Annotated in this window: 21 protein-coding genes and 1 pseudogene; 8 read left to right on the top strand and 14 right to left on the bottom strand. The window is 58.6% G+C overall.

Going from position 1 to position 22,787, the window contains the following annotated elements:
* Genes rfbD through rfbB form a run of 4 tightly spaced genes read right to left on the bottom strand, consistent with a single transcriptional unit; the run spans position 1 to position 3,363 of the window.
* Positions 1-870 carry a dTDP-4-dehydrorhamnose reductase gene (gene rfbD, locus C4J90_RS01440; RefSeq protein ID WP_124419044.1) on the bottom strand — a complete coding sequence of 290 codons (870 nt, stop codon included), beginning with the start codon at positions 868-870 and terminating at the stop codon, positions 1-3.
* A complete protein-coding gene (rfbC, locus tag C4J90_RS01445; protein ID WP_124360818.1) occupies positions 867-1,412 on the bottom strand; it encodes a dTDP-4-dehydrorhamnose 3,5-epimerase in 546 nt (181 codons plus the stop codon). Before rfbC ends, rfbD begins: the two co-directional genes overlap by 4 nt.
* The gene (gene rfbA / locus C4J90_RS01450; protein ID WP_124360819.1) at positions 1,409-2,284 is read right to left on the bottom strand and encodes a glucose-1-phosphate thymidylyltransferase RfbA; all 876 of its coding nucleotides are present in this window, start codon (positions 2,282-2,284) and stop codon (positions 1,409-1,411) included. The genes rfbC and rfbA overlap by 4 nt, the downstream gene beginning before the upstream one ends.
* Positions 2,281-3,363 (bottom strand): dTDP-glucose 4,6-dehydratase, encoded by a 1,083-nt coding sequence (gene rfbB / locus C4J90_RS01455; RefSeq protein WP_124419045.1) that lies wholly within the window; start codon positions 3,361-3,363, stop codon positions 2,281-2,283. The genes rfbA and rfbB overlap by 4 nt, the downstream gene beginning before the upstream one ends.
* A gap of 185 nt (positions 3,364-3,548) precedes the next feature.
* Here rfbB and C4J90_RS01460 point away from each other — a divergent pair, with 185 nt between their 5' ends.
* The 4 genes from C4J90_RS01460 (at position 3,549) to C4J90_RS01475 (ending at position 9,753) form a co-directional block, all read left to right on the top strand.
* The gene (locus tag C4J90_RS01460; RefSeq protein ID WP_124419046.1) at positions 3,549-6,455 is read left to right on the top strand and encodes an aminotransferase; all 2,907 of its coding nucleotides are present in this window, start codon (positions 3,549-3,551) and stop codon (positions 6,453-6,455) included.
* Positions 6,456-6,575: 120 nt separating this feature from the next.
* Positions 6,576-7,682, top strand: a complete 1,107-nt coding sequence (aguA, locus tag C4J90_RS01465) for an agmatine deiminase (protein ID WP_124419047.1) — start codon at positions 6,576-6,578, stop codon at positions 7,680-7,682.
* A 237-nt stretch (positions 7,683-7,919) separates the two neighbouring features.
* The gene (locus tag C4J90_RS01470; RefSeq protein WP_124360823.1) at positions 7,920-8,135 is read left to right on the top strand and encodes a hypothetical protein; all 216 of its coding nucleotides are present in this window, start codon (positions 7,920-7,922) and stop codon (positions 8,133-8,135) included.
* A gap of 301 nt (positions 8,136-8,436) precedes the next feature.
* Positions 8,437-9,753, top strand: a complete 1,317-nt coding sequence (locus C4J90_RS01475) for an OprD family porin (protein ID WP_124360824.1) — start codon at positions 8,437-8,439, stop codon at positions 9,751-9,753.
* A 106-nt stretch (positions 9,754-9,859) separates the two neighbouring features.
* Here the strand turns inward: C4J90_RS01475 and C4J90_RS01480 are convergent, their stop codons facing one another.
* The 5 genes from C4J90_RS01480 to C4J90_RS01500 all read right to left on the bottom strand — a co-directional run bounded on the left by C4J90_RS01480 (position 9,860) and on the right by C4J90_RS01500 (position 15,166).
* Positions 9,860-11,437, bottom strand: a complete 1,578-nt coding sequence (locus C4J90_RS01480) for a M48 family metallopeptidase (protein ID WP_124408833.1) — start codon at positions 11,435-11,437, stop codon at positions 9,860-9,862.
* Between the two features lie 13 nt (positions 11,438-11,450).
* On the bottom strand, positions 11,451-11,816 hold the full coding sequence (locus C4J90_RS01485) for a hypothetical protein (protein WP_124419048.1): 366 nt from the start codon (positions 11,814-11,816) through the stop codon (positions 11,451-11,453).
* A 37-nt stretch (positions 11,817-11,853) separates the two neighbouring features.
* Positions 11,854-13,197 carry a CHASE2 domain-containing protein gene (locus tag C4J90_RS01490; protein WP_124419049.1) on the bottom strand — a complete coding sequence of 448 codons (1,344 nt, stop codon included), beginning with the start codon at positions 13,195-13,197 and terminating at the stop codon, positions 11,854-11,856.
* A gap of 124 nt (positions 13,198-13,321) precedes the next feature.
* Positions 13,322-14,320, bottom strand: coding sequence for an NADP-dependent oxidoreductase (locus C4J90_RS01495; RefSeq protein WP_124419050.1), 999 nt, complete (start codon positions 14,318-14,320; stop codon positions 13,322-13,324).
* Between the two features lie 57 nt (positions 14,321-14,377).
* On the bottom strand, positions 14,378-15,166 hold the full coding sequence (locus C4J90_RS01500) for an SDR family oxidoreductase (RefSeq protein WP_124419051.1): 789 nt from the start codon (positions 15,164-15,166) through the stop codon (positions 14,378-14,380).
* A gap of 193 nt (positions 15,167-15,359) precedes the next feature.
* Between C4J90_RS01500 and C4J90_RS01505 the strand changes: the two genes are divergently transcribed.
* The gene (locus C4J90_RS01505; protein ID WP_124419052.1) at positions 15,360-15,935 is read left to right on the top strand and encodes a TetR/AcrR family transcriptional regulator; all 576 of its coding nucleotides are present in this window, start codon (positions 15,360-15,362) and stop codon (positions 15,933-15,935) included.
* Positions 15,936-15,987: 52 nt separating this feature from the next.
* On the opposite strand, the gene C4J90_RS01510 is transcribed toward C4J90_RS01505, so the two are convergent.
* On the bottom strand, positions 15,988-16,887 hold the full coding sequence (locus C4J90_RS01510; protein ID WP_124365461.1) for a LysR substrate-binding domain-containing protein: 900 nt from the start codon (positions 16,885-16,887) through the stop codon (positions 15,988-15,990).
* Between the two features lie 158 nt (positions 16,888-17,045).
* Between C4J90_RS01510 and C4J90_RS01515 the strand changes: the two genes are divergently transcribed.
* The gene (locus C4J90_RS01515) at positions 17,046-18,605 is read left to right on the top strand and encodes an MFS transporter (protein WP_124419053.1); all 1,560 of its coding nucleotides are present in this window, start codon (positions 17,046-17,048) and stop codon (positions 18,603-18,605) included.
* Positions 18,606-18,829: 224 nt separating this feature from the next.
* Here the strand turns inward: C4J90_RS01515 and C4J90_RS01520 are convergent, their stop codons facing one another.
* Entirely contained in the window at positions 18,830-19,987 is a 1,158-nt protein-coding gene (locus C4J90_RS01520) for an AAA family ATPase (protein WP_124419054.1), read from the bottom strand.
* A 117-nt stretch (positions 19,988-20,104) separates the two neighbouring features.
* On the opposite strand from C4J90_RS01520, the gene C4J90_RS01525 reads away from it, so the two are divergent.
* The gene (locus tag C4J90_RS01525; protein WP_124419055.1) at positions 20,105-20,302 is read left to right on the top strand and encodes a hypothetical protein; all 198 of its coding nucleotides are present in this window, start codon (positions 20,105-20,107) and stop codon (positions 20,300-20,302) included.
* Here the strand turns inward: C4J90_RS01525 and C4J90_RS01530 are convergent.
* Together C4J90_RS01530 and C4J90_RS01535 are read right to left on the bottom strand one after the other, a co-directional pair.
* Positions 20,279-20,569 (bottom strand): type II toxin-antitoxin system RelE/ParE family toxin, encoded by a 291-nt coding sequence (locus C4J90_RS01530; RefSeq protein ID WP_124419056.1) that lies wholly within the window; start codon positions 20,567-20,569, stop codon positions 20,279-20,281. The two genes, C4J90_RS01525 and C4J90_RS01530, sit on opposite strands and share 24 nt — an antisense overlap.
* Entirely contained in the window at positions 20,532-20,798 is a 267-nt protein-coding gene (locus tag C4J90_RS01535; protein WP_124419057.1) for a CopG family ribbon-helix-helix protein, read from the bottom strand. The genes C4J90_RS01530 and C4J90_RS01535 overlap by 38 nt, the downstream gene beginning before the upstream one ends.
* A gap of 428 nt (positions 20,799-21,226) precedes the next feature.
* Between C4J90_RS01535 and C4J90_RS01540 the strand changes: the two genes are divergently transcribed.
* Positions 21,227-21,544: a hypothetical protein gene (locus tag C4J90_RS01540; protein ID WP_124419058.1), complete on the top strand. Its 318-nt coding sequence runs from the start codon at positions 21,227-21,229 to the stop codon at positions 21,542-21,544.
* A 12-nt stretch (positions 21,545-21,556) separates the two neighbouring features.
* Here the strand turns inward: C4J90_RS01540 and xerC are convergent.
* Positions 21,557-22,566 (bottom strand): annotated as a pseudogene (gene xerC / locus C4J90_RS01545) (tyrosine recombinase XerC); the annotation flags it as partial.
* Positions 22,567-22,787: the final 221 nt, after the last annotated feature.

Below are 22,787 nucleotides of genomic sequence, written 5' to 3' on the forward strand. Positions count from 1 at the left end.
CTAGTGCTGCCCGGCAAGACACTCGTGCAATGCGTCTTGCCACTGCGGCTGGCTGACCTGCCACTGCTGTTGCAGACGGCTGCAATCCAGGCGCGAGTTCAGCGGGCGTTTAGCGGGTGTTGGATAGGCGCTGGACGGGATCGCTTCCAGTTCGGCGCAGGCTTTGCCCGCAGCGCGAAGGGCTTGGCCAATGGCCTCGGCAAAACCGAACCACGACGTTTCGCCCTGGGCCGTGAGGTGGTAAACCCCCCAATCCCCGGCGTTACCGGCTTGCCAGCGCTCAATCAACGCACGTGTGCTGTTGGCAATGGTCCCGGCCCAGGTTGGCGCGCCGATCTGGTCGGCGACGATGCGCATCTGCGGCTTCTCCTGCAGCAGACGCTGCATGGTCAGCAGGAAATTCTTGCCGTGGCTCGAATACACCCAGCTGGTGCGCAGAATCAGGTACTTCCCGCCCACGGCCGCAATCGCCTGCTCGCCCGCCAGCTTGCTCTGACCGTAGACGCCCAGCGGGTTGGGCGGATCGCTTTCGGTGTACGGGGCCGGCTTGCTGCCGTCGAACACATAGTCGGTCGAGTAGTGAATCAGCGGGATGCCAAGGGCCTTGGCTTCTTCGGCGAGGATGCCGGGGGCGATGGCGTTGATGGCGAAGGCAGCGTCCGGCTCGCTTTCGGCCTGATCGACCGCCGTGTGGGCGGCGGCGTTGATGATCAGGCTTGGGCGGTGAGCGCGCACTTGTTGGCGAATCTGCTCGGCGTGGGCCAGGTCAAGCTGGTCGCGGCCGAGGACGATGAGCTCACCGAGGCCTTGGAGCCGCTGTTGCAGCTCTTGGGAGACTTGGCCGTGTTGGCCGGTGATCAGTATTTTCATGGGAACAAGTCGGCTTCCATCAGAAGTTTACCGACCTGGTCCTTGGCAGACAGTCGCGGCGGCTCGGACAGCGCCCAGTCGATAGCCAGCGTCGGGTCATTCCAGAGAATGCTGCGTTCGGCACTCGGTTGATAGTAGTCGGTGGTTTTGTATAGAAACTCGGCATAGTCACTCAGCACCACAAACCCATGGGCGAAACCCTCCGGCACCCACAGTTGGCGATGATTCTGCGCGGATAAACGTACGCTCACCCATTGGCCGAAGTTCGGTGAGCTGCGGCGGATGTCGACGGCAACATCCAGCACTTCACCGTAAGTGACACGTACCAGTTTGCCCTGAGTGTGTTCAAGCTGGTAGTGCAGCCCGCGCAGCACGCCTTTTTGCGAGCGTGAATGGTTGTCCTGCACGAAGTCACGTTTGAGCCCCGTGGCGGCTTCAAAAGCGCGAGCGTTGAAGCTTTCGTAGAAAAAACCGCGCTCATCACCGAATACTTTTGGCTCGAGAATCAGCACGCCAGGTAACGAGGTTTCAACGACATTCACTTGGTTTCTCCGGCCAGCGAGTAGAGGTATTGACCGTAACCGGTTTTGCCGAAGTACTTGGCACGTTCCAGCAGATAGTCACGATCAATCCAGCCGTTCTCGTAGGCGATTTCTTCCAGGCAGGCTACTTTCAGGCCCTGGCGGTGCTCGATGGTCTGCACGTAGGTCGAGGCTTCCAGCAGGCTGTCGTGAGTGCCGGTATCAAGCCAGGCGAAACCACGACCGAAACGCTCAACGTGCAGATCGCCGCGCTTGAGGTAGGCGTTGTTGACGTCGGTGATCTCCAGCTCGCCGCGTGGCGAAGGCTGGACGGCCTTGGCGATGTTGATCACGTCGTTGTCGTAGAAATACAGGCCGGTGACGGCATATGGCGACTTGGGCTTGGCAGGTTTTTCTTCGATGGACAGGGCGCGGCCTTCCTTGTCGAAGTCGATTACGCCGAAACGCTCTGGGTCTTTGACCCAATAACCAAATACTGTGGCGCCGCTGGTGCGTTCTGCCGCAGTGCGTAGTTGGTCGCCAAAATGCTGGCCGTGGAAAATGTTATCTCCCAGGATTAGGCAGACAGGGTCATTACCGATGAAGTCTTCACCAATCAGAAATGCCTGGGCCAGGCCATCCGGTGTGGGTTGCTCGGCATAGCTGAAGTGCACGCCAAACTGGCTGCCATCACCCAACAGGTTGCGATACTGCGGCAAGTCTACCGGGGTGGATATGACCAGGATGTCCTTGATGCCCGCCAGCATCAGCACAGAGATCGGATAATAAATCATCGGTTTGTCGTACACCGGCAACAGCTGTTTCGACACGCCCAGCGTAATGGGATGCAAACGGGTGCCGGAGCCGCCGGCCAATACGATGCCTTTCATCATGCGATCAAATCCTTCAAGTCGGTGTTGCCCAATCGTTGGCCTTGATAACTACCGTCCTGGACCCTGCGGCACCATTCCAGATTGTCGAGGTACCACTGCACGGTTTTGCGTAGACCCGTTTCAAAAGTCTCTTCAGGCGTCCAGCCCAGTTCACGTTCGATCTTGCTCGCATCGATCGCATAACGTTGGTCGTGACCGGGGCGGTCTTTGACGAAGGTAATCAGATCGCTGAACTTCTCCACCTCGGCCGGGCGTTGTGGCGCCAGCTCTTCAAGCAGGTTGCAGATGCTGCGTACCACGTCGATGTTCTTTTGCTCGTTGTGCCCACCGATGTTGTAGGTCTCGCCAACCACGCCTTTGGTCACGACTGTCAGTAGCGCCCGTGCATGGTCTTCGACATACAGCCAGTCGCGTACCTGCAGCCCATCGCCATATACCGGCAGCGGCTTGCCCGCGAGGGCGTTGAGAATCACCAGCGGGATCAACTTCTCGGGGAAATGGAACGGCCCGTAATTGTTGGAGCAGTTGGTCAACAGTACCGGCAGGCCATATGTACGCTGCCACGCGCGTACAAGGTGGTCGGACGCCGCCTTGCTGGCTGAATAAGGCGAGCTGGGGGCGTAAGGCGTGACCTCGGTAAACAGGTCGTCCACGCCGTGCAGGTCGCCATACACTTCGTCAGTAGAAATGTGGTGAAAACGAAACGCATGCCTGGCGGGCTCGTCGAGCTTCTGCCAATAAGCACGGGCGGCTTCCAGCAGGCTATAGGTGCCAACGATATTGGTCTGGATAAAGTCCGATGGGCCATCGATAGAGCGGTCTACATGGGACTCGGCCGCCAGGTGCATGATCGCCTGTGGCTCGAAGCGCGCCAGTACGGCGCTGACTGTCGCCTGGTCGACGATGTCGGCCTGGACGAACTCATAGCGGCTACTGGACGCGACGCTGGTAAGCGACTCCAAGTTGCCGGCGTAGGTGAGTTTGTCCAGGTTGAGCACTTCGTGCTCGGTATGTTGAATCAAGTGCCGGATCAAGGCAGAGCCGATGAAGCCAGCGCCGCCGGTGATGAGAATACGCATATCGGAGGCCCTTTCCTTAGACGGACATTAAGCGAGTGAAGCATAGCTTGAGTTGTGTAGCAGGGGTGGCGCAAGCACGGTGTATGTTGGGGGTTGCCTAACCCTTTCATCAATGGCGATATAGGCCCTGTCAAAAATAGACACCTGTCAAAAACAGACACCTGACAAAACGCAGAGGTTGTCCCATGTTGCTCGCTACCTTGATTCACCGCGCCAGCTTAGCCTGCCCGCAAGCAGGGCCTACCCACGCGGCGAGGTTGCTTGAGCAGCATTATGGCCTCACAGGTAGATTAACTTCATTGGGTAGCCAGCAAGACCTCAACTACAAAGTTGAAAGCCCCCTGGGCCGCTTTGTTCTGAAAATCTGCCGGGGTGACTACGCCGCAATCGAGCTACTGGCCCAGCATGCAGCCCTCAACGAGCTGCAGGCACACGTACAAGTGCGCGTGCCCAAGGTCATCAAGGCCCTCAATGGCGACGAACTGCTGAGCGTCACCGTCGATGGGCAAACCCTGCACCTGCGGCTACTGGACTACATCGACGGCCAGCCGCTGACCGATTTGCCTCACCTGGGTCGCGATGTGATCGCAGGGTTCGGCGACCTGTGCGGGCGAATGAGCCTGGCACTGTCAACGTTCACCCATCCCGGCCTGGATCGCACTCTGCAATGGGACCCACGCCACGCGCAGGAGCTGATTACCCATCTGCTGGCGACCTTGCCCGAGCTTCCCCATCGCACTGCACTGGAGCAAGTCGCCGGGCGGATCGAAGCGCATATCCGGCCTCTGGCTGCACACCTGCCCTGGCAGGCCGTGCACATGGACATCACCGATGACAATGTGGTTTGGCAGCGCGATGCGCAGCGGCATTGGCAGGTCCAGGGTGTGATTGATTTCGGCGACCTGGTACACACCTGGCGCATCGCTGACCTGTCGGTGACGTGCGCTGCGCTGCTGCATCACGCTGAGGGCGACCCGTTTGCCATCCTGCCGGCGATCCAGGCCTGTCACGCGATCACGCCGTTGCAGCACGAAGAGTTGCGCGCGCTGTGGCCGTTGATCGTCGCCCGCGCGGCGGTGTTGGTGTTGAGCAGTGAGCAGCAGCGACGTCTGGACCCTGATAACGCCTACCTGTTGAAGAACGCCGAGCACGAGTGGGAAATTTTCCATGTCGCCACGTCGGTGCCGTTCGAACTGATGGAAGCGGCGATCCTGAGCAGCGTCGGCGAGGCGTTGCCTGCCTTGGCCAACCAGGACTTTGCCCCCTTGCTGCCGGGGCTGGTCGGGCGGGAGTTCGCGCTGATCGACCTGGGCGTACTCAGCCCGCATTTCGAGGCGGGCAATTGGGAGACGCCGGGCATGGATCGGCGGCTGCTGAATGAAGCCGCAGCGGTGCATGGGCTGGCAGCCAGCCGTTATGGGCAATATCGCTTGTCGCGCACCCGCCCGGACAGTGCTGTGGAACCGGACACCTTCGCCCTTCATGTCGAATTAAGCCTGCCCCATGGCACAGTGCTTGAGGCACCTTTCGCCGGGACACTGCGCGAGGGCGCCGACGGTTTGCTGTGTGTGTACGAAGAGCGCCTGAATCTGCGCGTATGGGGCGTGACAACGCGGCTCAAAGCCGGTGCGCAGGTGGTGAAGGGGCAAATACTCGGTGAAGTCCACGGGCCTTTGATCGTGCAGCTGTGTCGTGCCGACCTGGAGCCCCCGCTGTTCTGTACCCCTTCCCGGGCGTCGGCGTGGCAGGCGTTGTGCCCGTCACCGGCGGCGCTGCTCGGGCTGGCCTGTGATGCCGAACCGGAGCTGGACCCCGAAGCCCTGCTGGCCCGGCGCGACGCCAGCTTCGCCCGTTCGCAGAAGCACTATTACGTCGACCCGCCCCGTATCGAGCGGGGCTGGCGCAATCACTTGATCGACATGCAGGGCCGCTCCTACCTGGACATGCTCAACAACGTGGCGGTGCTGGGCCACGGCCACCCGCGCATGGCAGCGGTGGCGGCGCGGCAATGGTCACTGCTCAACACTAATTCACGTTTTCACTACGCGGCGATCGCCGAGTTTTCCGAGCGTCTGCTGGCGCTGGCGCCGGCGGGCATGGACCGGGTGTTCCTGGTCAACAGCGGCACCGAGGCCAATGACCTGGCGATCCGCCTGGCCTGGGCCTACAGCGGCGGGCGCGACATGCTCAGCGTGCTGGAGGCCTATCACGGCTGGTCGGTGGCGGCGGACGCGGTGTCTACCTCGATTGCCGACAACCCCCAGGCGTTGAGCAGCCGCCCCGACTGGGTACACCCGGTGACGGCGCCGAATACCTACCGGGGTGAGTTTCGCGGGCCAGACAGTGCGCCTGACTATGTACGAAGCGTGGAGCACAACCTGGCGAAAATCGCCGCTGGCCAACGCCAACTGGCGGGTTTCATCTGCGAACCGGTGTATGGCAACGCCGGTGGCATTTCGTTGCCGCCCGGCTATTTGCAGCAGGTCTATGGGCTGGTCCGCGCCCAGGGCGGTGTCTGCATTGCCGATGAGGTGCAGGTAGGTTATGGGCGCATGGGGCATTTTTTCTGGGGCTTTGAAGAGCAGGGCGTCGTGCCGGACATCATTACCATGGCCAAGGGGATGGGCAACGGGCAGCCGCTGGGCGCGGTGATCACCCGTCGAGAGATTGCCGAAGCCCTGGAGGCCGAGGGCTATTTCTTCTCGTCATCGGGCGGCAGCCCGGTGAGCTGCCGTATCGGCATGGCGGTGCTGGATGTGATGGAAGAGGAAAAGCTGTGGGAAAACGCCCAGGTAGTGGGCGGGTATTTCAAGACACGCCTGCAAGCGTTGATCGAGCATCACCCGTTAGTCGGTGCGGTACACGGTTCCGGCTTCTATCTGGGCCTCGAGCTGGTACGTGACCGACAAACCCTGGAACCCGCGACGCAAGAGACTGCGCTTTTATGCGACCGTCTGCGCGAACTGGGAATCTTCATGCAGCCGACCGGCGACTACCTGAACATCCTCAAGATCAAGCCGCCGATGGTCACGACCCGGCGCAGTGTAGATTTCTTCGTCGACATGCTATCGAAGGTGCTGGATGAGCTGTAGTCATTCGATTGTTATCGACTAAATTACGTTATATGGCTTAATTATTATTCCTGTTCACTATTAATGCCGATATTTATCCGTTATAAAGTCGGCTTTCACCCCATTCGGAGTCCTCATCGCATGACCACCCTGCACAGCACACCTCGCGCCGATGGCTTCCATATGCCCGCCGAATGGGCGCCACAGACTCAAACCTGGATGATCTGGCCCGAGCGCCCGGACAACTGGCGGCTCGGCGGCAAACCGGCGCAAGCGGCCCACGTGGCGGTGGCCAAGGCCATCGCACGGTTCGAGCCGGTGACCGTTGCGGTTTCCGCCGGCCAGTATGAAAACGCTCGTAGCCGCCTGGATGTTCCGAATATCCGCGTGGTGGAAATGTCCAGCGACGACGCCTGGGTACGGGACACGGGGCCGACTTTCGTGATCAACGACAGCGGTGAAGTACGCGGGGTGAACTGGGATTTCAACGCCTGGGGCGGTTTCGATGGCGGCCTGTATGCGCCGTGGAACCGTGACGCACAGGTGGGCGGCAAGATTCTCGAGATCGAGCGCGCGTCGCGTTATCGCACCGAAGGTTTTGTGCTGGAGGGCGGTTCGATTCACGTCGACGGCGAAGGCACCCTGATCACCACCGAAGAATGCCTGTTGAACCGCAACCGCAACCCGCACTTGGATCGCGCCGCCATCGAAGCGGTGCTCAGCGCCAACCTGGCTGTGGATAAGGTCATCTGGTTGCCGGATGGCCTGTTCAACGACGAAACCGACGGCCATGTGGATAACTTCTGCTGCTATGTGCGCCCAGGTGAAGTGCTGCTGGCCTGGACCGATGACCCGCAAGACCCGAACTACCCGCGCTGCCATGCCGCCATGGACGTACTGCAAAGCAGCACCGACGCCCGCGGCCGCTCGCTCACGGTGCATAAGATGCCGATTCCGGGGCCGCTGTATGCCACCGAAGAAGAATGTGCCGGTGTCGATCCGGTAGACGGCAGCCAGGAACGTAATCCGAGCGTGCGGTTGGCCGGTTCCTACGTCAACTTTCTGATCGTCAACGGCGGCATCATCGCACCGAGTTTCGATGACCCGCTGGACCATCAGGCCAAGCAGATCCTGCAGAACCTGTTTCCACAACACGAAGTCGTGATGGTGCCGGGCCGTGAACTGTTACTGGGGGGTGGCAATATTCACTGCCTGACCCAGCAGCAGCCAGCACCGCAGAGAAATTGAGTGCAGTTGTAACAGCGCCTTGAGGGCGAGCGAGCACTGCGCGAGCGCAGTGCTCCAAGCAAGCCCGCGACCCAGCACGGTCGCGGGCTTTTTTGTGCCTGAATACCTGTGAATGCGGGAGATTGGCATAGCTCTTGTATCGGCAAACACACCACAGAGCGCCAAGGTGATGACCGCATGGTTCTGTCACAAACCTTGAGTAAGTTAGCCGCTCACGCAGCAGGAGAGAGCGCTGAAATGAATGCCGAAATCAACCCGATGTACACGCGCACGTTCCACCCGGTGCGGGTCGACGGCGACGCGATCCACGCGCTGGCGCTCTGGTTGAAGGAAAACGGCGCGCGCCAGGGCAGGCAACAGCCCGACTTGCGCAGCGTGATGAGTGAACGCTACCCAGCGGGCTTGTTCACGGAGGATGAGGTGCAGGTATTGTGCGCGCTGGAGCGTAACTGAAAGCGCCGACGAATCAATATGGGAGGGGGCAAGCGCTTTTTTGTAGGAGCGCTATAGGTCTGTGCTTAGAATTATTTAGCCTAAATACAGGCGGTTCACGAAATTGACACATAGTTCAACGCGCGCATAGGATTGCGTCCAACGCCTGTGGCTAACAGCCATGACTCATCCAATAAGAAAAGGCCCGCGGCAGTTCAGTCGTCCGCGGGCCTTGTTTTTTCTGGAGAAAGTCGACACCAGAAAGCGATACGGGGCCTGGTGTCATAGCGCGTACTCAACCAGTAATAAGGAATATAAGAAAATGTTGAAGCAACGGATGAGTCTGATCGCTCTGGGGATTTTGAGCGCATCGACAGCCATGGCGAACGACCAGGAGCAATCCAAGGGTTTCGTTGAAGACAGCCACCTGAACATCGCAGCACGCAACGCCTACATCAGCCGTGACTACAAAAACGGCAAGCAGGACAAGGCCGAGTGGGGCCAGGGCTTTATCGGCAAGTTGGAATCCGGTTTCACCCAAGGCACCGTCGGTGTGGGTGTGGACGTGATTGGTCAGTACGCGATTCGCCTGGATGGTGGCCAAGGCCGCGCCGGCGCCGGCGGTATCGACTTCTTCAAGCAGGGCAACGGTACGGTTGATGCCAACGGCAAGCCGAACCCAGGCCCGGCCCCTCACGACCTGGCCAAGGGCGGCGCGGCCGTGAAATTCCGCGTTTCCAACACCGTGCTCAAGTACGGTGATCAGTTCCCGGCCGTGCCTGTGTTGCAGTACGACAACTCCCGCCTGTTGTCGGAAACCTACACCGGTACCTCGATTGTTTCCAAAGAGATCGCCGGTCTGCAACTGGACGCCGGTCACTTCACCAAAGAAGCCCGCAAGAGCATGGAAGGCACCGATAGCGGCCGCCTGAAAAGCATCAACTACATCGGTGGTAGCTACAAATTCACCGAAAGCCTGTCGGCAGCGTTGTATGCCTCCGACATGCAGGACGTACTGAAGAAGCAATACGTCAACGTCAACTATGTGCTGGCGCTGCCAGAGAAACAGTCGCTGACCTTTGACTTCAACGGCTACAAAACCAAGCTGGACCGCAGCTTCGCCCTGGAAAACCAAAAAGACGCTGACGCTCGCGACAACAAAATCTGGAGCCTCGGCGCTACCTGGGCCGTTGGCGCGCACAGCTTCACCATCGCGCACCAGCGCAGCACCGGTGACACCGGCTACCTGTACGGCGGCTACCGCAACGCTGGCGGCATCGGCGACGGCGGCAATACCATCCTGCTGGCCAACTCCTACTGGTCCGACTTCAACGGCAAGGACGAGCGCTCCTGGCAAGCGGGCTACGGCATCGACTTCACCACCTTCGGTGTACCGGGCCTGACCTACAACATTGCCTATGTACGAGGCACCAACATTGACGACGGCACTGGCCGTGGCGATGGCACCGAGCGTGAAATCTGGAACCAGTTCAAGTACGTGGTCCAGAGCGGCCCGGCCAAAGACCTGAGCCTGCGCGCTCGCGCCTCGTGGTTGCGCGTTTCCAACAATGCCAGCGAATACAACGTGGGCGGTAACGAAATCCGCCTGTTCGCCGACTACCCGATCAATGTTTTCTGATTGATCGCAGGTCGCGCCTGATGCCAGGCGAGAAAAACCCCGACTGGTTCGGGGTTTTTTTATTTCTGACGACGAGCATTTCCCGCTAGGCGGTGGGCATTGAACGTCAGGCCTTGATCGGCGCGAGCTTCTTGCAGTTCTCCTTGCGTGTCGGGTATTGCTCACACTTGCGCAGCACGGTTTGCACCTGCTGCACATTCTGCAGTTGCTGGTTGGCCAACAGTTTTTCTGTGATGAACAGTTCCTCCGAGCCCAGATTGCGTTCGGCCTTGTCGATCATCTCCAGTGCCGATTGCCCGTCGCCCCGCTTGAGGTGGTAGCTGATCATCAAGTCATAGGTGGAAGGGCCGGCCAGGGACCAGTCCTTGATCGCTTGCAACTCTCTCACCGCCTCGCTGTTTTTACCCTGGGCCAGGCGCAGGGTATAGGCAGTGCGCCGAATGCTCGGCTGGTCCTTGACGGGCGAGGCCAGGGCCTTGCGAACAAACCTTTCGGCATCCGGTACCTTGTTTTTCTCCAGGGCATCGATTGCGAAGTACGCGTCTTTGTAGCCCTGCAAGGCCTCCGCCACTTTGGGCGTAGCCTTCATCTTCGACCAGCTTTGCGGGTTGACCCGGGCGCGGCGTTCCTGGCGATATTCGCGCTGCAAATATTGGCGCAGCTCTGTGTCGCGGTCCGTGGCCGACATATGCGAGCGGTTGAAGTACTGCGTGGTTGCGGTGATGCCGGTGGTCAAGCCGTCCTTGACCAGTACGTCGAGCTCCTTGGTGAACTGGTTGAGATTGAACTGTTGCAGCGAATCCTGCATGGCATTCTTACGTGCCGTGAGGAACCCAGTGAGCAAGGGTTTCTGTTTGCCCTGGAAGTCGTTGAGACGCTCCAGACTATGGGTGGCGGCGCGCGGCGCGTAACCGGCGCGGATCATCAAGTCGGTGCCAAGCAGGTCGGCCTGGTCTTCCTGGCTACGGCCCCAGGCGGTGCTCCACACTTGGTCGGAAAACGTATTGGCCAGCGCGGTGTACAGCACCGTGTTGCCGATGGTCTTCTGGGTACCGGCCGGGTCTTTGCTGAACAGCTTCATGGTACCGGCGCTACGGTCGACGCCAGTATCGGCTGCCATGGTAGCCAAGGCGACCGTGGAGGCGACGGTGGTAAACATGTCTTTCTGCTGCTGGAAGGCCGCCATGCGGTCATGGTGATGCAGCAGCACATGGCTCATTTCGTGACCAAGCATCGCCGCGATTTCGTCTTCGCTGGCAACGTTGTCCAGCATGCCCAGCGGTACGAACAGGTTGCCGTAAGGGTCTGCCGACGGTCCGAACCCATAACTGTCGGTGATCTTCACCTGTAGCGGCGGAACTTCGCCCGGCCAGCCCTTGGACAAGCGCGTGACAATGCCCTGCAAGTAGCCTTGCAGCATCGGGATATCCACCAGGTTCTGCTGGCGCGCTTCGGCAGCCGGCACCGCCCGCCCGTCGTAGCTCAGGCGCTGTTGGCTCTGGCGTTGGGGGTCTAGCTTGTAGTACTGGCGCACGTCGATGTTGTCCACGTAGTGGCCTTGGACCCGCGATTGGGTCGACGGCCCTACCAGGTTCAGGAACGCCTGGTCCGCGCCCTTCAAGGTGGCGCAACCACTGAGCACCGAACTGGCCAATAGGCTGGCTGCTACTAGATATTCCCTCACCGCAACGCTCCCTTTATTGATTGCAACCGGCACCAAAACCTATGGTGGAATTATTGCGGGCGTCCCTGGCCTGGCTTTTCGTCAGGCCGAGACAGGGCAGGTCGACCACGTTCAGCGGCGGTTCGATACGCAGGTCCATGGTGTCCAGCCAGACTTTCTGGCCTGCCAGTTCTACCTGCACCAGGTCCAGCGCCTGGTTGTACTGCAGCACCGGCATGGGTTGGGTAGGCGCATCTTTTTTCGCCAACTCGCGCTGTGGCTTGCCCTGCTCGTCGAGCACCGTCACCGGGTCGGCGAGGAACGCCTGGATACTGTGGGTTTCCGCCCAGGCACCCTGGGTAAAGAGGGCTGCGAGCAAGACGATGAGGCTTCTTTTCATCCTTGATTTCCTTGAGTCAAATGGCAAAGCGGCACGCTCAACGATCGCGGTCGAAGAAGGCTTCGATCCGCTCGCTGAACAACACCAACGACAGCAATACGATGCCCAGCACGTTGACCGGGGTGATGTCATTGAGGCTCAGCAGCACACTGACCACCCCGAGCATTGACATCACCAACAGCCACGACGGGCACGGCGAGGTGAAAAACCAGATTTCCTGGCGCCGCCAGCGGCTCCAGGTGCGATGGCCCGCCAGGCGTCGTGCGTGCAGCGCCTTGAGCACAGCGATCAACGCCAGCAGCCCGAGCTCCAGCAGGTCCAGCCAATTGAAAGGCAGGTGGGGGAAGTCGGCGGGTTCATGGTCATAATTCATACCTGCATTGATCAGGTTATCCAGGGCCATGGCGTGCAGGTAAACGCCGGGGAGCTGGCCGTGTACCGGCGACTCCACCAGATCCCCCGTGGACGCGATATTGGCGCCGATCAGCACCAGGCGGTCGTGGAGTAATTCGGCGATCAAGGCTTGGTCGTCCGGGTCACTGACTTCCAGGTCACTGGCCGATAACGTCAGCGTATAAGGGCACTGCGCCTGGGCGGAGTCATCCAGTTTCCAGAACACGGCCTGGAAGAACTGCGCCACCCCGTCCAGCAAGAAATGCCGCGCCGCTGCGCAGTGGCGAATATCGGCAATACGCGCCTGGTCCGCTGCCAGCTTCAGCCCCCATTGCACCGCGATGGGCTGGCGCTGCGCAGCGGTTTGTACATCCACAGGCGGCGACGTGCAGTCTTGGGTGGCACAGAACGCCCGGTATAGCGCCAAGGCGGGAGTTTCCATCAGCCCGGCCTGTGTGTGCTTAGCCAGTGGGTACTTGTCGTCCACCCCTTCCCACGCTACCAGTGCTGGCCGGCTGACCTGCATAAAAGGCGCCAGCGTATTGGCCTGGCCTGCCTCCGCGCGCGTCAGCCCAGTATTGGCCAACCACAGCGGAATGCCCTGGCGTTGATAACGCTCAAATACATTTGCCAGCAACTGACTGCCCCGCGCCGGGTCGCCGAACGAATGGTCGTGGCTGTAAAGCAAATCCACAAACACAGCCCGTGGCTTGTATGCCAGCAAACGCTTGAACAATTTGCTTTGGTCGCTGTACGGCATTGGCCATGGGCTGTCATTGCGCATCAGGTAGGCATCATCAATCAACACCACCGCCACCTGCTGTTGTCCGAGGCTTGGGTAGTGGCTGGCGAACATACGATTGAGCCACTGCGCCGACGCCTTGTCGCTGGAACTGGCCAGGCCAAAAGGATCAAGAATCGCCAGCAACACGATGATGGCCGCCAGCCAATAGCGGCGGTATTTGAACAGCGGGGTGTTGGACAACATCCATGTCTCGATTAAATGCATAGCAAGGCGGGGTTTTTAACGGAGTAGAGAAGGGGTGTCAATCAAAGAGGTGGCTAAGTGCCATGTTATTCGTGCGCGTGGATCGCCTTTCGCAAAAAAAAACCTATCGGAGCGTAATGGTCACCTTGCCTTTTGCTCTGCCCTGCTCGACGTACCGCAACGCTTCTGCGGTCGATGTAAACGGGAAGGAGCGATCAATGACCGGTTTGATGACGCCAGCCTCGATCAGCGAGGTGATTTTTTGCAGCTGCACCCCGTCGGCATGCATGAACAAAAACGCATAGCTCACCCCCTGTTTGCGGGCTTTTCTGCGAATGCCGCTGCTGAGCAGGCGCATGACCTGCCCCAGCACCCAGGGCAGGCCTTGGGCTTGGGCAAATTGCGCAGTCGGCGGCCCCGACAGGGAAATGAGCTGCCCGCCAGGCTTGAGAACCTTGACCGATTTCTCCAGTACATCGGTGCCGAGGCTGTTCAACACCACGTCGAAATCGCGTAACTCGTTGGCAAAGTCCTGCTGCTTGTAATCAATGACCACATCCGCCCCAAGTGCTTTCGCCCATTCGACATTCGCCGTGCTGGTGGTGGTGGCAACGAATGCGCCGAGGTGTTTGGCGAGCTGGATGGCAAGCGTGCCAACACCGCCGGAGCCGGCATGGATCAACACCTTCTGGCCTTCTTTCAGCTGGGCGGTTTCAACCAGCGCCTGCCAAGCCGTCAAGGCGGCCAAGGGGATGGACGCCGCCTGGGCCATGTCGAGATTCGACGGTTTCAGCGCCAGCGCGTCTTCGTTCACAGCGATCAGCTCAGCGAAGGTTCCGATCCGCGCGTCGGGAGGCCGAGCGTACACTTCGTCTCCCGGCTTGAATCGCGTTACCGCCGCACCCGTACGAACCACCACGCCAGCCAGGTCATTGCCCAATATCAAGGGAAGTTTATAGGGCAGGATCAGTTTGAACGCCCCCGTCCTGATCTTCGAATCCAACGGGTTCACGCTCGTTGCATGCACCTGGACCAGCACGTCATGCACACCGACCGCAGGGTTGGGCACTTCGCCAATCATTCCGTTCTGCTTGCCGTAGCGGTCGATAAAAAATGCTTTCATGGTGCAACTGCTCTTGTCGGTGAAATGAGAGGCGCGGCCCCGGCAACGTCAAGCCGTTCAGGCTTGAGTCAAATAGCGTTGTGCCACCGTGGACTGCTTGATCTGCGCCAAAAGCCCCCCACGCGCGGCTTGCAGCGCATCCCAACGCTCGCCTTCCTGCAGCGCAGGAATAGTCACCAGCTCGCGTCGGTCAAAACCAAGCAGGGCGGCATCGACCAGCTCACCCACTTCCATGATTTCGCTCAAGGTATTGATGTCGATACCGGCGCGGTCCCAAATTTCCGTGCGGGTGGCGGCGGGCAGTACGGCTTGTACGTAAACACCTTGGGGCGACAGTTCCAGGCTCAGGCCTTGGGAAAGGAACAGCACAAACGCCTTGGTCGCCCCATAGACCGACATGCCGAACTCAGGCGCCAGCCCCACCACCGAACCGATGTTGATGATAGAGCCTTCACCTGCTTTGGCCAGGCGTGGCGCGATGGCGCTTGCGAGTCGCACCAGCGCGGTGGTGTTGAGGGCCACCAGCTGCGCAACGCTGTCAGTGCTTTGCTCGATGAACGTGCCCGATTGTGCGGCGCCGGCATTGTTGACGAGGATGCCGATGCGCACGTCATCGCGCAGGCGCGCTTCAACACTGTGCAAGTCGCTGAGTTGCGTCAGGTCGGCCTGAAGCACATCAATGGCGACGTTGTGTTCGTCCTGCAACTTCGCGGCGAGCGTTTCCAGGCGCGCGTGGTCGCGGGCGACCAATACCAGATCATGCCCGCGTTGGGCGAAACGTTCGGCATAAACCGCGCCGATGCCGGTGGAAGCGCCAGTGATGAGAACAGTAGGGCGGGTCGTCATGATGTCAGCTCTTTATCAGGGGTTGGGATTGAGGTGCGCATAAATCCAAGGCTCTATCAGCCGGTGACTTTGGTAGAGGTCATGTCACTTGCGATTAGGATGATGATCGAAATCTAAACTGTCAACGGTTTTGATTATGAACGACATCTATGTATCATCAGCTCATGAATTCTGCGGTAGAGAGGTAGCGAACATGCGCGTGTCCAAGGCCAAGGCCCAAGCAAACCGGGAGCACATCGTCGAAACGGCTTCAGTGGTGTTCCGCGAGCGCGGTTTCGACGGCGTCGGCGTGGCCGACCTGATGGCCGCCGCCGGCTTCACCCACGGCGGTTTCTACAAACATTTCGGTTCCAAGGCCGACCTGATGGCCGAAGCCTCGGCTTGCAGCCTTGCGCAGTCCCTGGCCAGCGCCGAAACATTGAGCGTGCAGGAGTTCATCGACCTGTACGTGTCCAGGGCCCATCGCGACAGCCGCGCCACGGGCTGCACCCTGGCGGCGTTGTGCGGCGACGCGGCGCGCCAGTCGAGCGATTTGAAATCGACTTTCGCTGAAGGTATCGAGCATATGTTGCAAACCATCGGCGGAAACTACCCAACTGGTCCGGATGCGGAGCCGGATGAGGCGAGGGTGAAAATGATTGATCTGCTGGCAAGAGCGGTTGGCGCGATTGTGTTGTCGCGCGCTTGTCCTGATGACTCGGCGTTGGCGGATGAGATTTTGGGGGTGTGTCGGGGGGAGATGACGGAGTCGTTGTCGGGTAAGGCTTAAAGAGGGTGGTGGGGCTGCCGCGCTGTGCAGGCGCGCATTCTCCACACACCAATCACTCGTTCAAGGCGCTGTTGAATAACTGGCTGTGCATAAAGTCTATGAAGACTCGCAGTCTCAACGAAAGATGTTTGCTGGAAGGCCACACCAGCCTGAATACCCCGGTATGGACCGTATAGTCCGCCAACACCTGAACCAATTCGCCGTTCTTGATCGACTGGGCCGTCATGAAGTCGGGCAGGCACGCAACTCCCAGGCCTGAGCGAGCCACATCGACAATCACCTCTGTCGTGTTGCACACCATGGTCTGAGGTAGCTCGAAATCGGGCTCCCCTGGTGCAATACGTAACGGCCAGGGCTCCACTTTTCCCGTCGAAGGAAACTTGTGCAACAGGCATGAATGCGTGGCGAGATCCGCTGGGTGTTTGGGTATACCGTACTGTGCGAGATAGTCCGCAGACGCCACGATCTGGAGCTGGAAGCATCCCAGTCGTTTGGAAATCAATCTCGAGTCAGTGGGCTCGCCTGTGCGTAATACGGCGTCAAACCCTTCCTCGATAACGTCGACCATGCGATCAGAAAAATCGATATCGAGTTCTATTTCGGGATAGGTGCGCATGAACTCGATGATGGCCGGCATGACGAGTCCGCTTACGAGAGGCAAGCTGATCCTCAATTTGCCCCGCGGTTTTTCACGCGCGTTGCTCAGCTCCATTTCTGCAGCTTCAAGCTCTGAAAGTATCCGTCGACAGCGTTCAAGAAACAGTGAGCCTTCCAGCGTCAGGGCGATACTTCGTGTATTGCGCTGGAAAAGGCGTACACCGAGCCTGTCCTCCAGCCGGCCAATACTTTTGCCGACGCCCGACGAAGAAATCCCCAGTCTTTTTCCCGCCTCGGTAAAGCTTCGAGTCTCAGCCACCAATACAAATAATGAAATGCTGCCAAGCGATTCCAATGGACGGACCTCACTGCGGACACCAGGGTCCGATATGTTCGGATTATAGGCCTGTTTTTGTTTGCCGACGCAAGCCCTAACCTCTCGATGGGCCGATCACCGCAGACAACTGTGCGCGAGGGACCACACCTGCGCACGCCAATGAAGGAACCATTCAGATGAACTCAACATATAGCGCTCAGACGGCTCCCCCGTTATTGAAGTGGATACAGCTTTTTGCAGCTTGCCTGACAGGCGTGCTCATCCCGCTTTGCTTTACCGGGCCTGCCGTAGTGCTCTCGTCCATCAGCGCGGCCATGGGTGGCTCTGCTGTGGAGCTCAGTTGGGTGGTCAACGCTTATATCCTCACCTATGGCAGCGCCATGATGGCGGCGGGAAGCCTGACGGATATCTATGGGCGTAAGCGGGTCTGGCTGATTGGCCTGGTCATCTTCGTGTTGTCTACCGTGGCTATTCCCTTTTCTTCGACTGTATTGCAGATCGATATCCTGCGCCTTGTGCAGGGGTTGGGCGGAGCAGCCGCATTCGCCGGCGCCATGTCGTCATTGGCTCAGGTATTCCATGGCGCAGAGCGCACCAAGGTATTCAGTCTGCTCGGTACGACTTTCGGCATTGGGCTAGCCTTCGGCCCACTGGCCGCCGGGGTGTTGGTCGACTCGGCAGGTTGGAAATGGACGTTCCACGCGACTGCATTAATAGGCATCGCGGGGTTCTTGCTCGTGTGCGTGAGTGCGACGGATTCCAAAGACCCGGCTAACAACGGTATGGACTGGCCAGGCGCTCTGAGTTTCACGGCCGCGCTGACGTTGTTCACTTATGGCATTCTCCTCGCGCCAGAGGATGGTTGGGCCAGCCCGGTCGTTTTGGGGAGTGTCGCCGCCGCGATCGTGCTGTTCATGATTTTCGTGATGATTGAGCGCCGTACCAGTAGCCCGATGCTCGACCTTTCGTTGTTTAAACAATCCAAATTCGTCGGCGTGCAGATCCTTGCAGCGAGCCCAGCATTCTTTTTCGTGGTCCTGATTATCATGCTGCCGGCGCGATTCATCGGGGTCGATGGGCTCAGTGCCATGCAAACCGGAAAGATGATGATTGCGTTGGCCGCGCCGTTGTTGTTCGTACCGTTCCTGGCGGCTCAGCTCGCGCGACACTACACCTCAGGGATGCTCTCGGCAGTCGGACTGGTGCTGGTGGCTGCCGGGTTGTTCTGGCTGGCCGTTGTGCTCGATAGCGGTGCCAGCAATGCCGTAATGCCCATGGCGCTGGTCGGCATCGGTATTGGCCTGCCGTGGGGGTTGATGGATGGCATGGCCGTCAGCGTGGTGGAAAAAGAACGTGCGGGTATGGCTACTGGCATTTTCAACGCAGTTCGCGTTTCTGCCGACGGGATAGCGATCGCCGTGGCCGGGGCATTACTGGCGACGTTCATTCAATGGGGATTGTTCGACGGCGTCACCCATTTTGCAGCGCATCAGATAATGGAGGCCTCCAGCCGGGCAGCGCTCGGCGATTTGCAGAGCGCAGGCATTCAACTGCCAGGGCAGTCGGACCTGTTGCGCCTCGAGTACGCGAGTGCGTTTCGGCATCTGCTTTTCATCCTGGCTGCTGGCAGCGTGCTCACGGCCATTGCTGCGTACGCAACACTGGGTCGAGTCAGCGCGCATGATCATCAGCCAGTGGAAGCCGTTCGCCCGGTGATCGTCGGTGACGGAGAGTGATCGGGCGGACACGAACGGGCGACGATTCCTATCGAGCTCACCCGGCGTCGATGTTAGGTCTTGAGTAGGATCTATGTGCATCGAAAGTGTCGTATCGTAAAGGACAAAACTGTCCGATATTTTCGTGGGGCGCAACGTAGATCACCGAGATGAAGACCGAGCGCTTACTTGGTTGCGCCACGTTTCGCTTTAGAACTAAAGACGACAAATTTCATTTTCTTATCCTACCGCCCCTCAATCAACGCCCGCTCCTCCAACCAAGTCTCCTGAACAAACTGATCCGTAATCGCGTAAATCCCATGCCCGCGCCGCATGATGATGTTCTCCGCCACCAGCGCAATCACCACGGGTTGAATTTCTTCAACCCGTACTTCGCGACCTACCGTTTTCGAATATTCTGCGGCTGCATCGGTAGAGAAAATCCCCCGAGCATCGCCTTCCGTAGCCGCGATCTTATTGAAAACCGCCTGAGCCAGGCTGCCCAGTTGTTCGACTTTTTCTAGCTCAATACTTGCCGCTGCTGAGCGTAAGGTACTGGCAATCACGGGGAGGAAAAGACCAGGCTCGCCGTCCTGCTGCAGTAACTGACGCAATGCCTTGAGCATTTCCTCAGGTCGATTGCCCAAGGTATTGAACGCTTCGATGGCGGAGTCAAGTGAGGGGAGCTTTTCCTTTTTCACCGTCATTGCCAATCGGTTGAGCAGGAATTCAACGTAATCACCCTTTAGCAGTGGATACGCGGCCGATGTCGCGCCGGAAAATGCTTGGTTACGTTTGGCGGTCAACTCGCTTACTTGGGCCCTGTGAGAGCCCGTGCCGATAAAGAGGAAGTAGCCCGGCGTATTCGGGCGTGGGTTGATTGCATCACGAGCAGCCTTGAGTGCCAGGAGCAGTTGATTGCCATCGTCGGAGGAGATGGCATGTTGCACCTCGTCGATGATCAGCACGAGATGGGTCTTCGCTTGGTCGACGACCTCTGTGAGCGCCTGCGCCAATGTGGGGCCGTCGGCGTTGCCGATGCTGTCGAGTTTGAAGCCGAACTTGAATCCTGCTGCACCTAGATCGACATGGCTGACTCGCGTGAGCGTTTCCAGGACTGAAGAGCCCGGCGTTTGCAGTTCTTTCAAGGTCTTGTGGATGGCGTTGTGCACGAGCGTTGCCGGGTTGGCCAGCGTGTCGCTCCAGAGGTCGACGTAAATCACCAATGCGCCTGCTGCCTCCAGGGCCGGGATAAGGTCGTTGCGCAAGAACGTCGTTTTACCTGTACGACGCAGTCCAGACAAAAAAAGACCCGAGCGCAGACCTTCATCTAATACGCCTGGGTTAAGAAGCTGGTTTGCCATCGATTCAGCCAATTCAGGACGCTGGAATATGCTGCTCATGCAATTACCCCTTTTTATGGATAAGCCATAATTATTGCCAATCCATAATTTAGCATAAAGAGTGAATCTGGAATCTGGGCGCGCAAAGAGGTGATTCAAAAGGAGAGGAGACTGGGGATGAATAGCCATGAGATCAACCCTGCAGCGATGGTGAAGGTCGATAAAGTCTCGGCCCCTGTCGAACGAGCCTTGTCTGATTCAGAGCTGAAGCAATTCTGGAAGACGGTTGAGGATACTGACGGGAAAAACGCGAAAAACGGGATCAGACCGGGCGCTTCTGCGTATCAACGATCACCAATCCTCCCGACGCTCTGAATGCTGTTGAAGAATCCGGAAGACCATCACGCGGTCACCCTGCAAGCTATAGGTCGCTCGATACGGATACGTGGTGATAATCAGCTCTCGGCAATCGGGCACTGGAGACGCTTTCCCTGCATTAGGAAAACGCTCCAGCATTTCCAGGCAGTTGAGGATGTGGAAGACGGCTGCCTCCCCCAATTCCGCGCCGACTAAACCTTCGTAATGCTCGTAAATTCCATCCAGGTCACTTTCCGCTTTGCTGCTTAACGCGATCTTCGGCACGTTTTACCCACTTAGCCTTTACGGCATCCAAATCGGTGACGTTGCCGGCATCAGCATATGCGATGCCTTCCTGCACGGCTTTGAAATGCCAGGATTCATCGGCCACATAGCGGCTCAAAGCCCGTTGCAGGTGGTATTGGCGGTCTCGGTCGGTCGCCTGCGCCAGTTGATCCAGCTCGCTGGCAAGTTCGGGCTTTACTCGGAAAGACAGAACGGAAGAGGCTGCCATAACGTTGCTCCATACATTTTTTGTATACGCTGTATACACAGTATACGAACGTTAGGCTTCGGCAGGTTGGCGGTCAATAGCGGTTAGTCGGTTTAGGAAGGGTTTGCAGGCGAGCGACTGGGTGGTATTAACCCAAAAACAACAAAGCCCTCACATTTCTGCGAGGGCTTCGTTTTATATGGTGCCGGCACCAGGAGTCGAACCCGGGACCTACTGATTACAAGTCATGCACCGTAGTCAGTCAAGGCTTAACTTTGCGGCGTTTATTTGTACGTTGAGCGTAAGCCGTACGCCCTTTGATTCCTGCATCAAGGCGTTCATTGTACGCGGGAAATCATGCTACTTTTCTCTAGCCAAACGACAGCTATCTGTGGATAACTCAGATTGATCTGCGCAGAAATAGTCACTTTTAGGGGCTTGAGGACGTTATGAAAGGCACGATTGCAATCGACGCCCAGGGTGATGGGCAAGAGTTTTACGGGAAATTTAAACGGGAGCCGGTCCTCGTTACAGACGAATATCGAGTGTACGAGCTTGCCGATTTCTACCTTGATCGAGACGAGACAATTGAGGTTGTGGGCAGCAAGTCTGGTCGGTTGCTTGGCAAATATCGGCAGATAGCCATTGTCGGCGCTCAGGAGCCGAAGCATTACAGCATGGTCGAAGCGTGGGCATTTGACAGCTCCCTGCGACAACCTGCGAAGAACATCAGCTATCGGGCTATTTTCTTCGACTTTGACGTGTAGTCGATGGGTAAATTACTCCGCCGAGGGGTTGACGGTCGGCACGCTCAAGTCATAAACATCCATCATTGATTCGTCTTTGTGCCCTGACGCCTGCTGCTTGTCCGCCCGGGTGTCTACCGTGTCAGTGATGCCCTTGCGCTTGAAGTCGTGCATCCCGAATCGCTGCTCCTCGGTCAGGACACCTTTCTCGATCGCCTGCACGATCAACCGCTGGAAGGCGGTATCAAGCCCCGACTTCGACAGCTGTCTGCCGGTGGCAGCAATAATCAGGAAGCGCTGGTCTGCGCGGATTGGTACCGGCACACGTTTTCGCTCCCACGTCTCCGACCTGACGGCCTTGGCTGCATCCCATGCAGCGCGTAGCCGAGGCGTCCAGCGAACGATATTGTCCCGGCTACCCTTCCGGCGGTTGGTCAGCACGCCCTCGGCGAGCTCGTTCTCGTCGGTTAGGGTGATCGTCTCGATACCGCGTAGACGGCAGAGGTAGCCTATCTCCATCACATACCAGAGGTAAGGCGAGCAGGCTGGCCGCTCTTGAGCTGACCTTGCTGCTGCGCGAACCTGATCAGGTTGGCCATGACGATGTCGTCGGGCAGCCGCCGCAGTTTGCGCTCTTTTGGCGACTCGATGCCCCTGGCCGGGTTGTCCTTCACGAAACCACGGTTGCGGCCCCACTGCATCACGCGGCGCAGGTAGCGCAAGGCGTGCGCGGCCTTTGATGGTTTGCCCTCCTGGGCGATCTTATCGATGATCCGCTGGATAAGCGCCGGCGTGAACTTGAGCACCGCCAGCTCGCCCAACGGCTTGCCGAGCTTTGTGGGGAATGCCAGAAGCACGTCGCGGGAGTAGACGTAGTCGTCGTGGGTTTTCTCGCTGAGAGCCTTGTAATGATCACTTTTGTGGAACTCGTTACAGAGATACTGCAGGCTGTCTCGGTCCACGCCGTTGCGCTCCTCGATCAGCCGGTGAAGCTCCGAAAGCGTCACGTTGCCCGCGCATAGATTCTGCCGCTGCTTACGACCAGGCAGTTGACCGGCAGATCTCGCGCTGGCGTCAGATTCAGCATCAGGCAGAAATGCAACGCCAGGCCAAGGAAAAAGCCCATGCCATGCCTACTGATGGTGACAGCCATCAGCCAGACGAGCCCACAGAGGGTGCGTATCAGCAACTGCCGAATACTGGGCAAAGCTGAACCTAAAAGAACTCCAGATTGAGAAAGAGAGCGGGGTAGATCCAGCCACCG

This window comes from Pseudomonas sp. R2-60-08W (genome assembly GCF_003852335.1).
Taxonomy (GTDB): domain Bacteria; phylum Pseudomonadota; class Gammaproteobacteria; order Pseudomonadales; family Pseudomonadaceae; genus Aquipseudomonas.

Bases quoted from the DNA above. Each gene is read 5' to 3' on its own strand.
- rfbD (WP_124419044.1), bottom strand. From the start codon at position 870: ATGAAAATACTGATCACCGGCCAACACGGCCAAGTCTCCCAAGAGCTG.
- rfbA (WP_124360819.1), bottom strand. From the start codon at position 2,284: ATGATGAAAGGCATCGTATTGGCCGGCGGCTCCGGCACCCGTTTGCAT.
- rfbB (WP_124419045.1), bottom strand. From the start codon at position 3,363: ATGCGTATTCTCATCACCGGCGGCGCTGGCTTCATCGGCTCTGCCTTG.
- C4J90_RS01460 (WP_124419046.1), top strand. From the start codon at position 3,549: ATGTTGCTCGCTACCTTGATTCACCGCGCCAGCTTAGCCTGCCCGCAA.
- aguA (WP_124419047.1), top strand. From the start codon at position 6,576: ATGACCACCCTGCACAGCACACCTCGCGCCGATGGCTTCCATATGCCC.
- C4J90_RS01470 (WP_124360823.1), top strand. From the start codon at position 7,920: ATGAATGCCGAAATCAACCCGATGTACACGCGCACGTTCCACCCGGTG.
- C4J90_RS01475 (WP_124360824.1), top strand. From the start codon at position 8,437: ATGTTGAAGCAACGGATGAGTCTGATCGCTCTGGGGATTTTGAGCGCA.
- C4J90_RS01485 (WP_124419048.1), bottom strand. From the start codon at position 11,816: ATGAAAAGAAGCCTCATCGTCTTGCTCGCAGCCCTCTTTACCCAGGGT.
- C4J90_RS01490 (WP_124419049.1), bottom strand. From the start codon at position 13,197: ATGTTGTCCAACACCCCGCTGTTCAAATACCGCCGCTATTGGCTGGCG.
- C4J90_RS01495 (WP_124419050.1), bottom strand. From the start codon at position 14,320: ATGAAAGCATTTTTTATCGACCGCTACGGCAAGCAGAACGGAATGATT.
- C4J90_RS01500 (WP_124419051.1), bottom strand. From the start codon at position 15,166: ATGACGACCCGCCCTACTGTTCTCATCACTGGCGCTTCCACCGGCATC.
- C4J90_RS01505 (WP_124419052.1), top strand. From the start codon at position 15,360: ATGCGCGTGTCCAAGGCCAAGGCCCAAGCAAACCGGGAGCACATCGTC.
- C4J90_RS01515 (WP_124419053.1), top strand. From the start codon at position 17,046: ATGAACTCAACATATAGCGCTCAGACGGCTCCCCCGTTATTGAAGTGG.
- C4J90_RS01520 (WP_124419054.1), bottom strand. From the start codon at position 19,987: ATGAGCAGCATATTCCAGCGTCCTGAATTGGCTGAATCGATGGCAAAC.
- C4J90_RS01525 (WP_124419055.1), top strand. From the start codon at position 20,105: ATGAATAGCCATGAGATCAACCCTGCAGCGATGGTGAAGGTCGATAAA.
- C4J90_RS01535 (WP_124419057.1), bottom strand. From the start codon at position 20,798: ATGGCAGCCTCTTCCGTTCTGTCTTTCCGAGTAAAGCCCGAACTTGCC.
- C4J90_RS01540 (WP_124419058.1), top strand. From the start codon at position 21,227: ATGAAAGGCACGATTGCAATCGACGCCCAGGGTGATGGGCAAGAGTTT.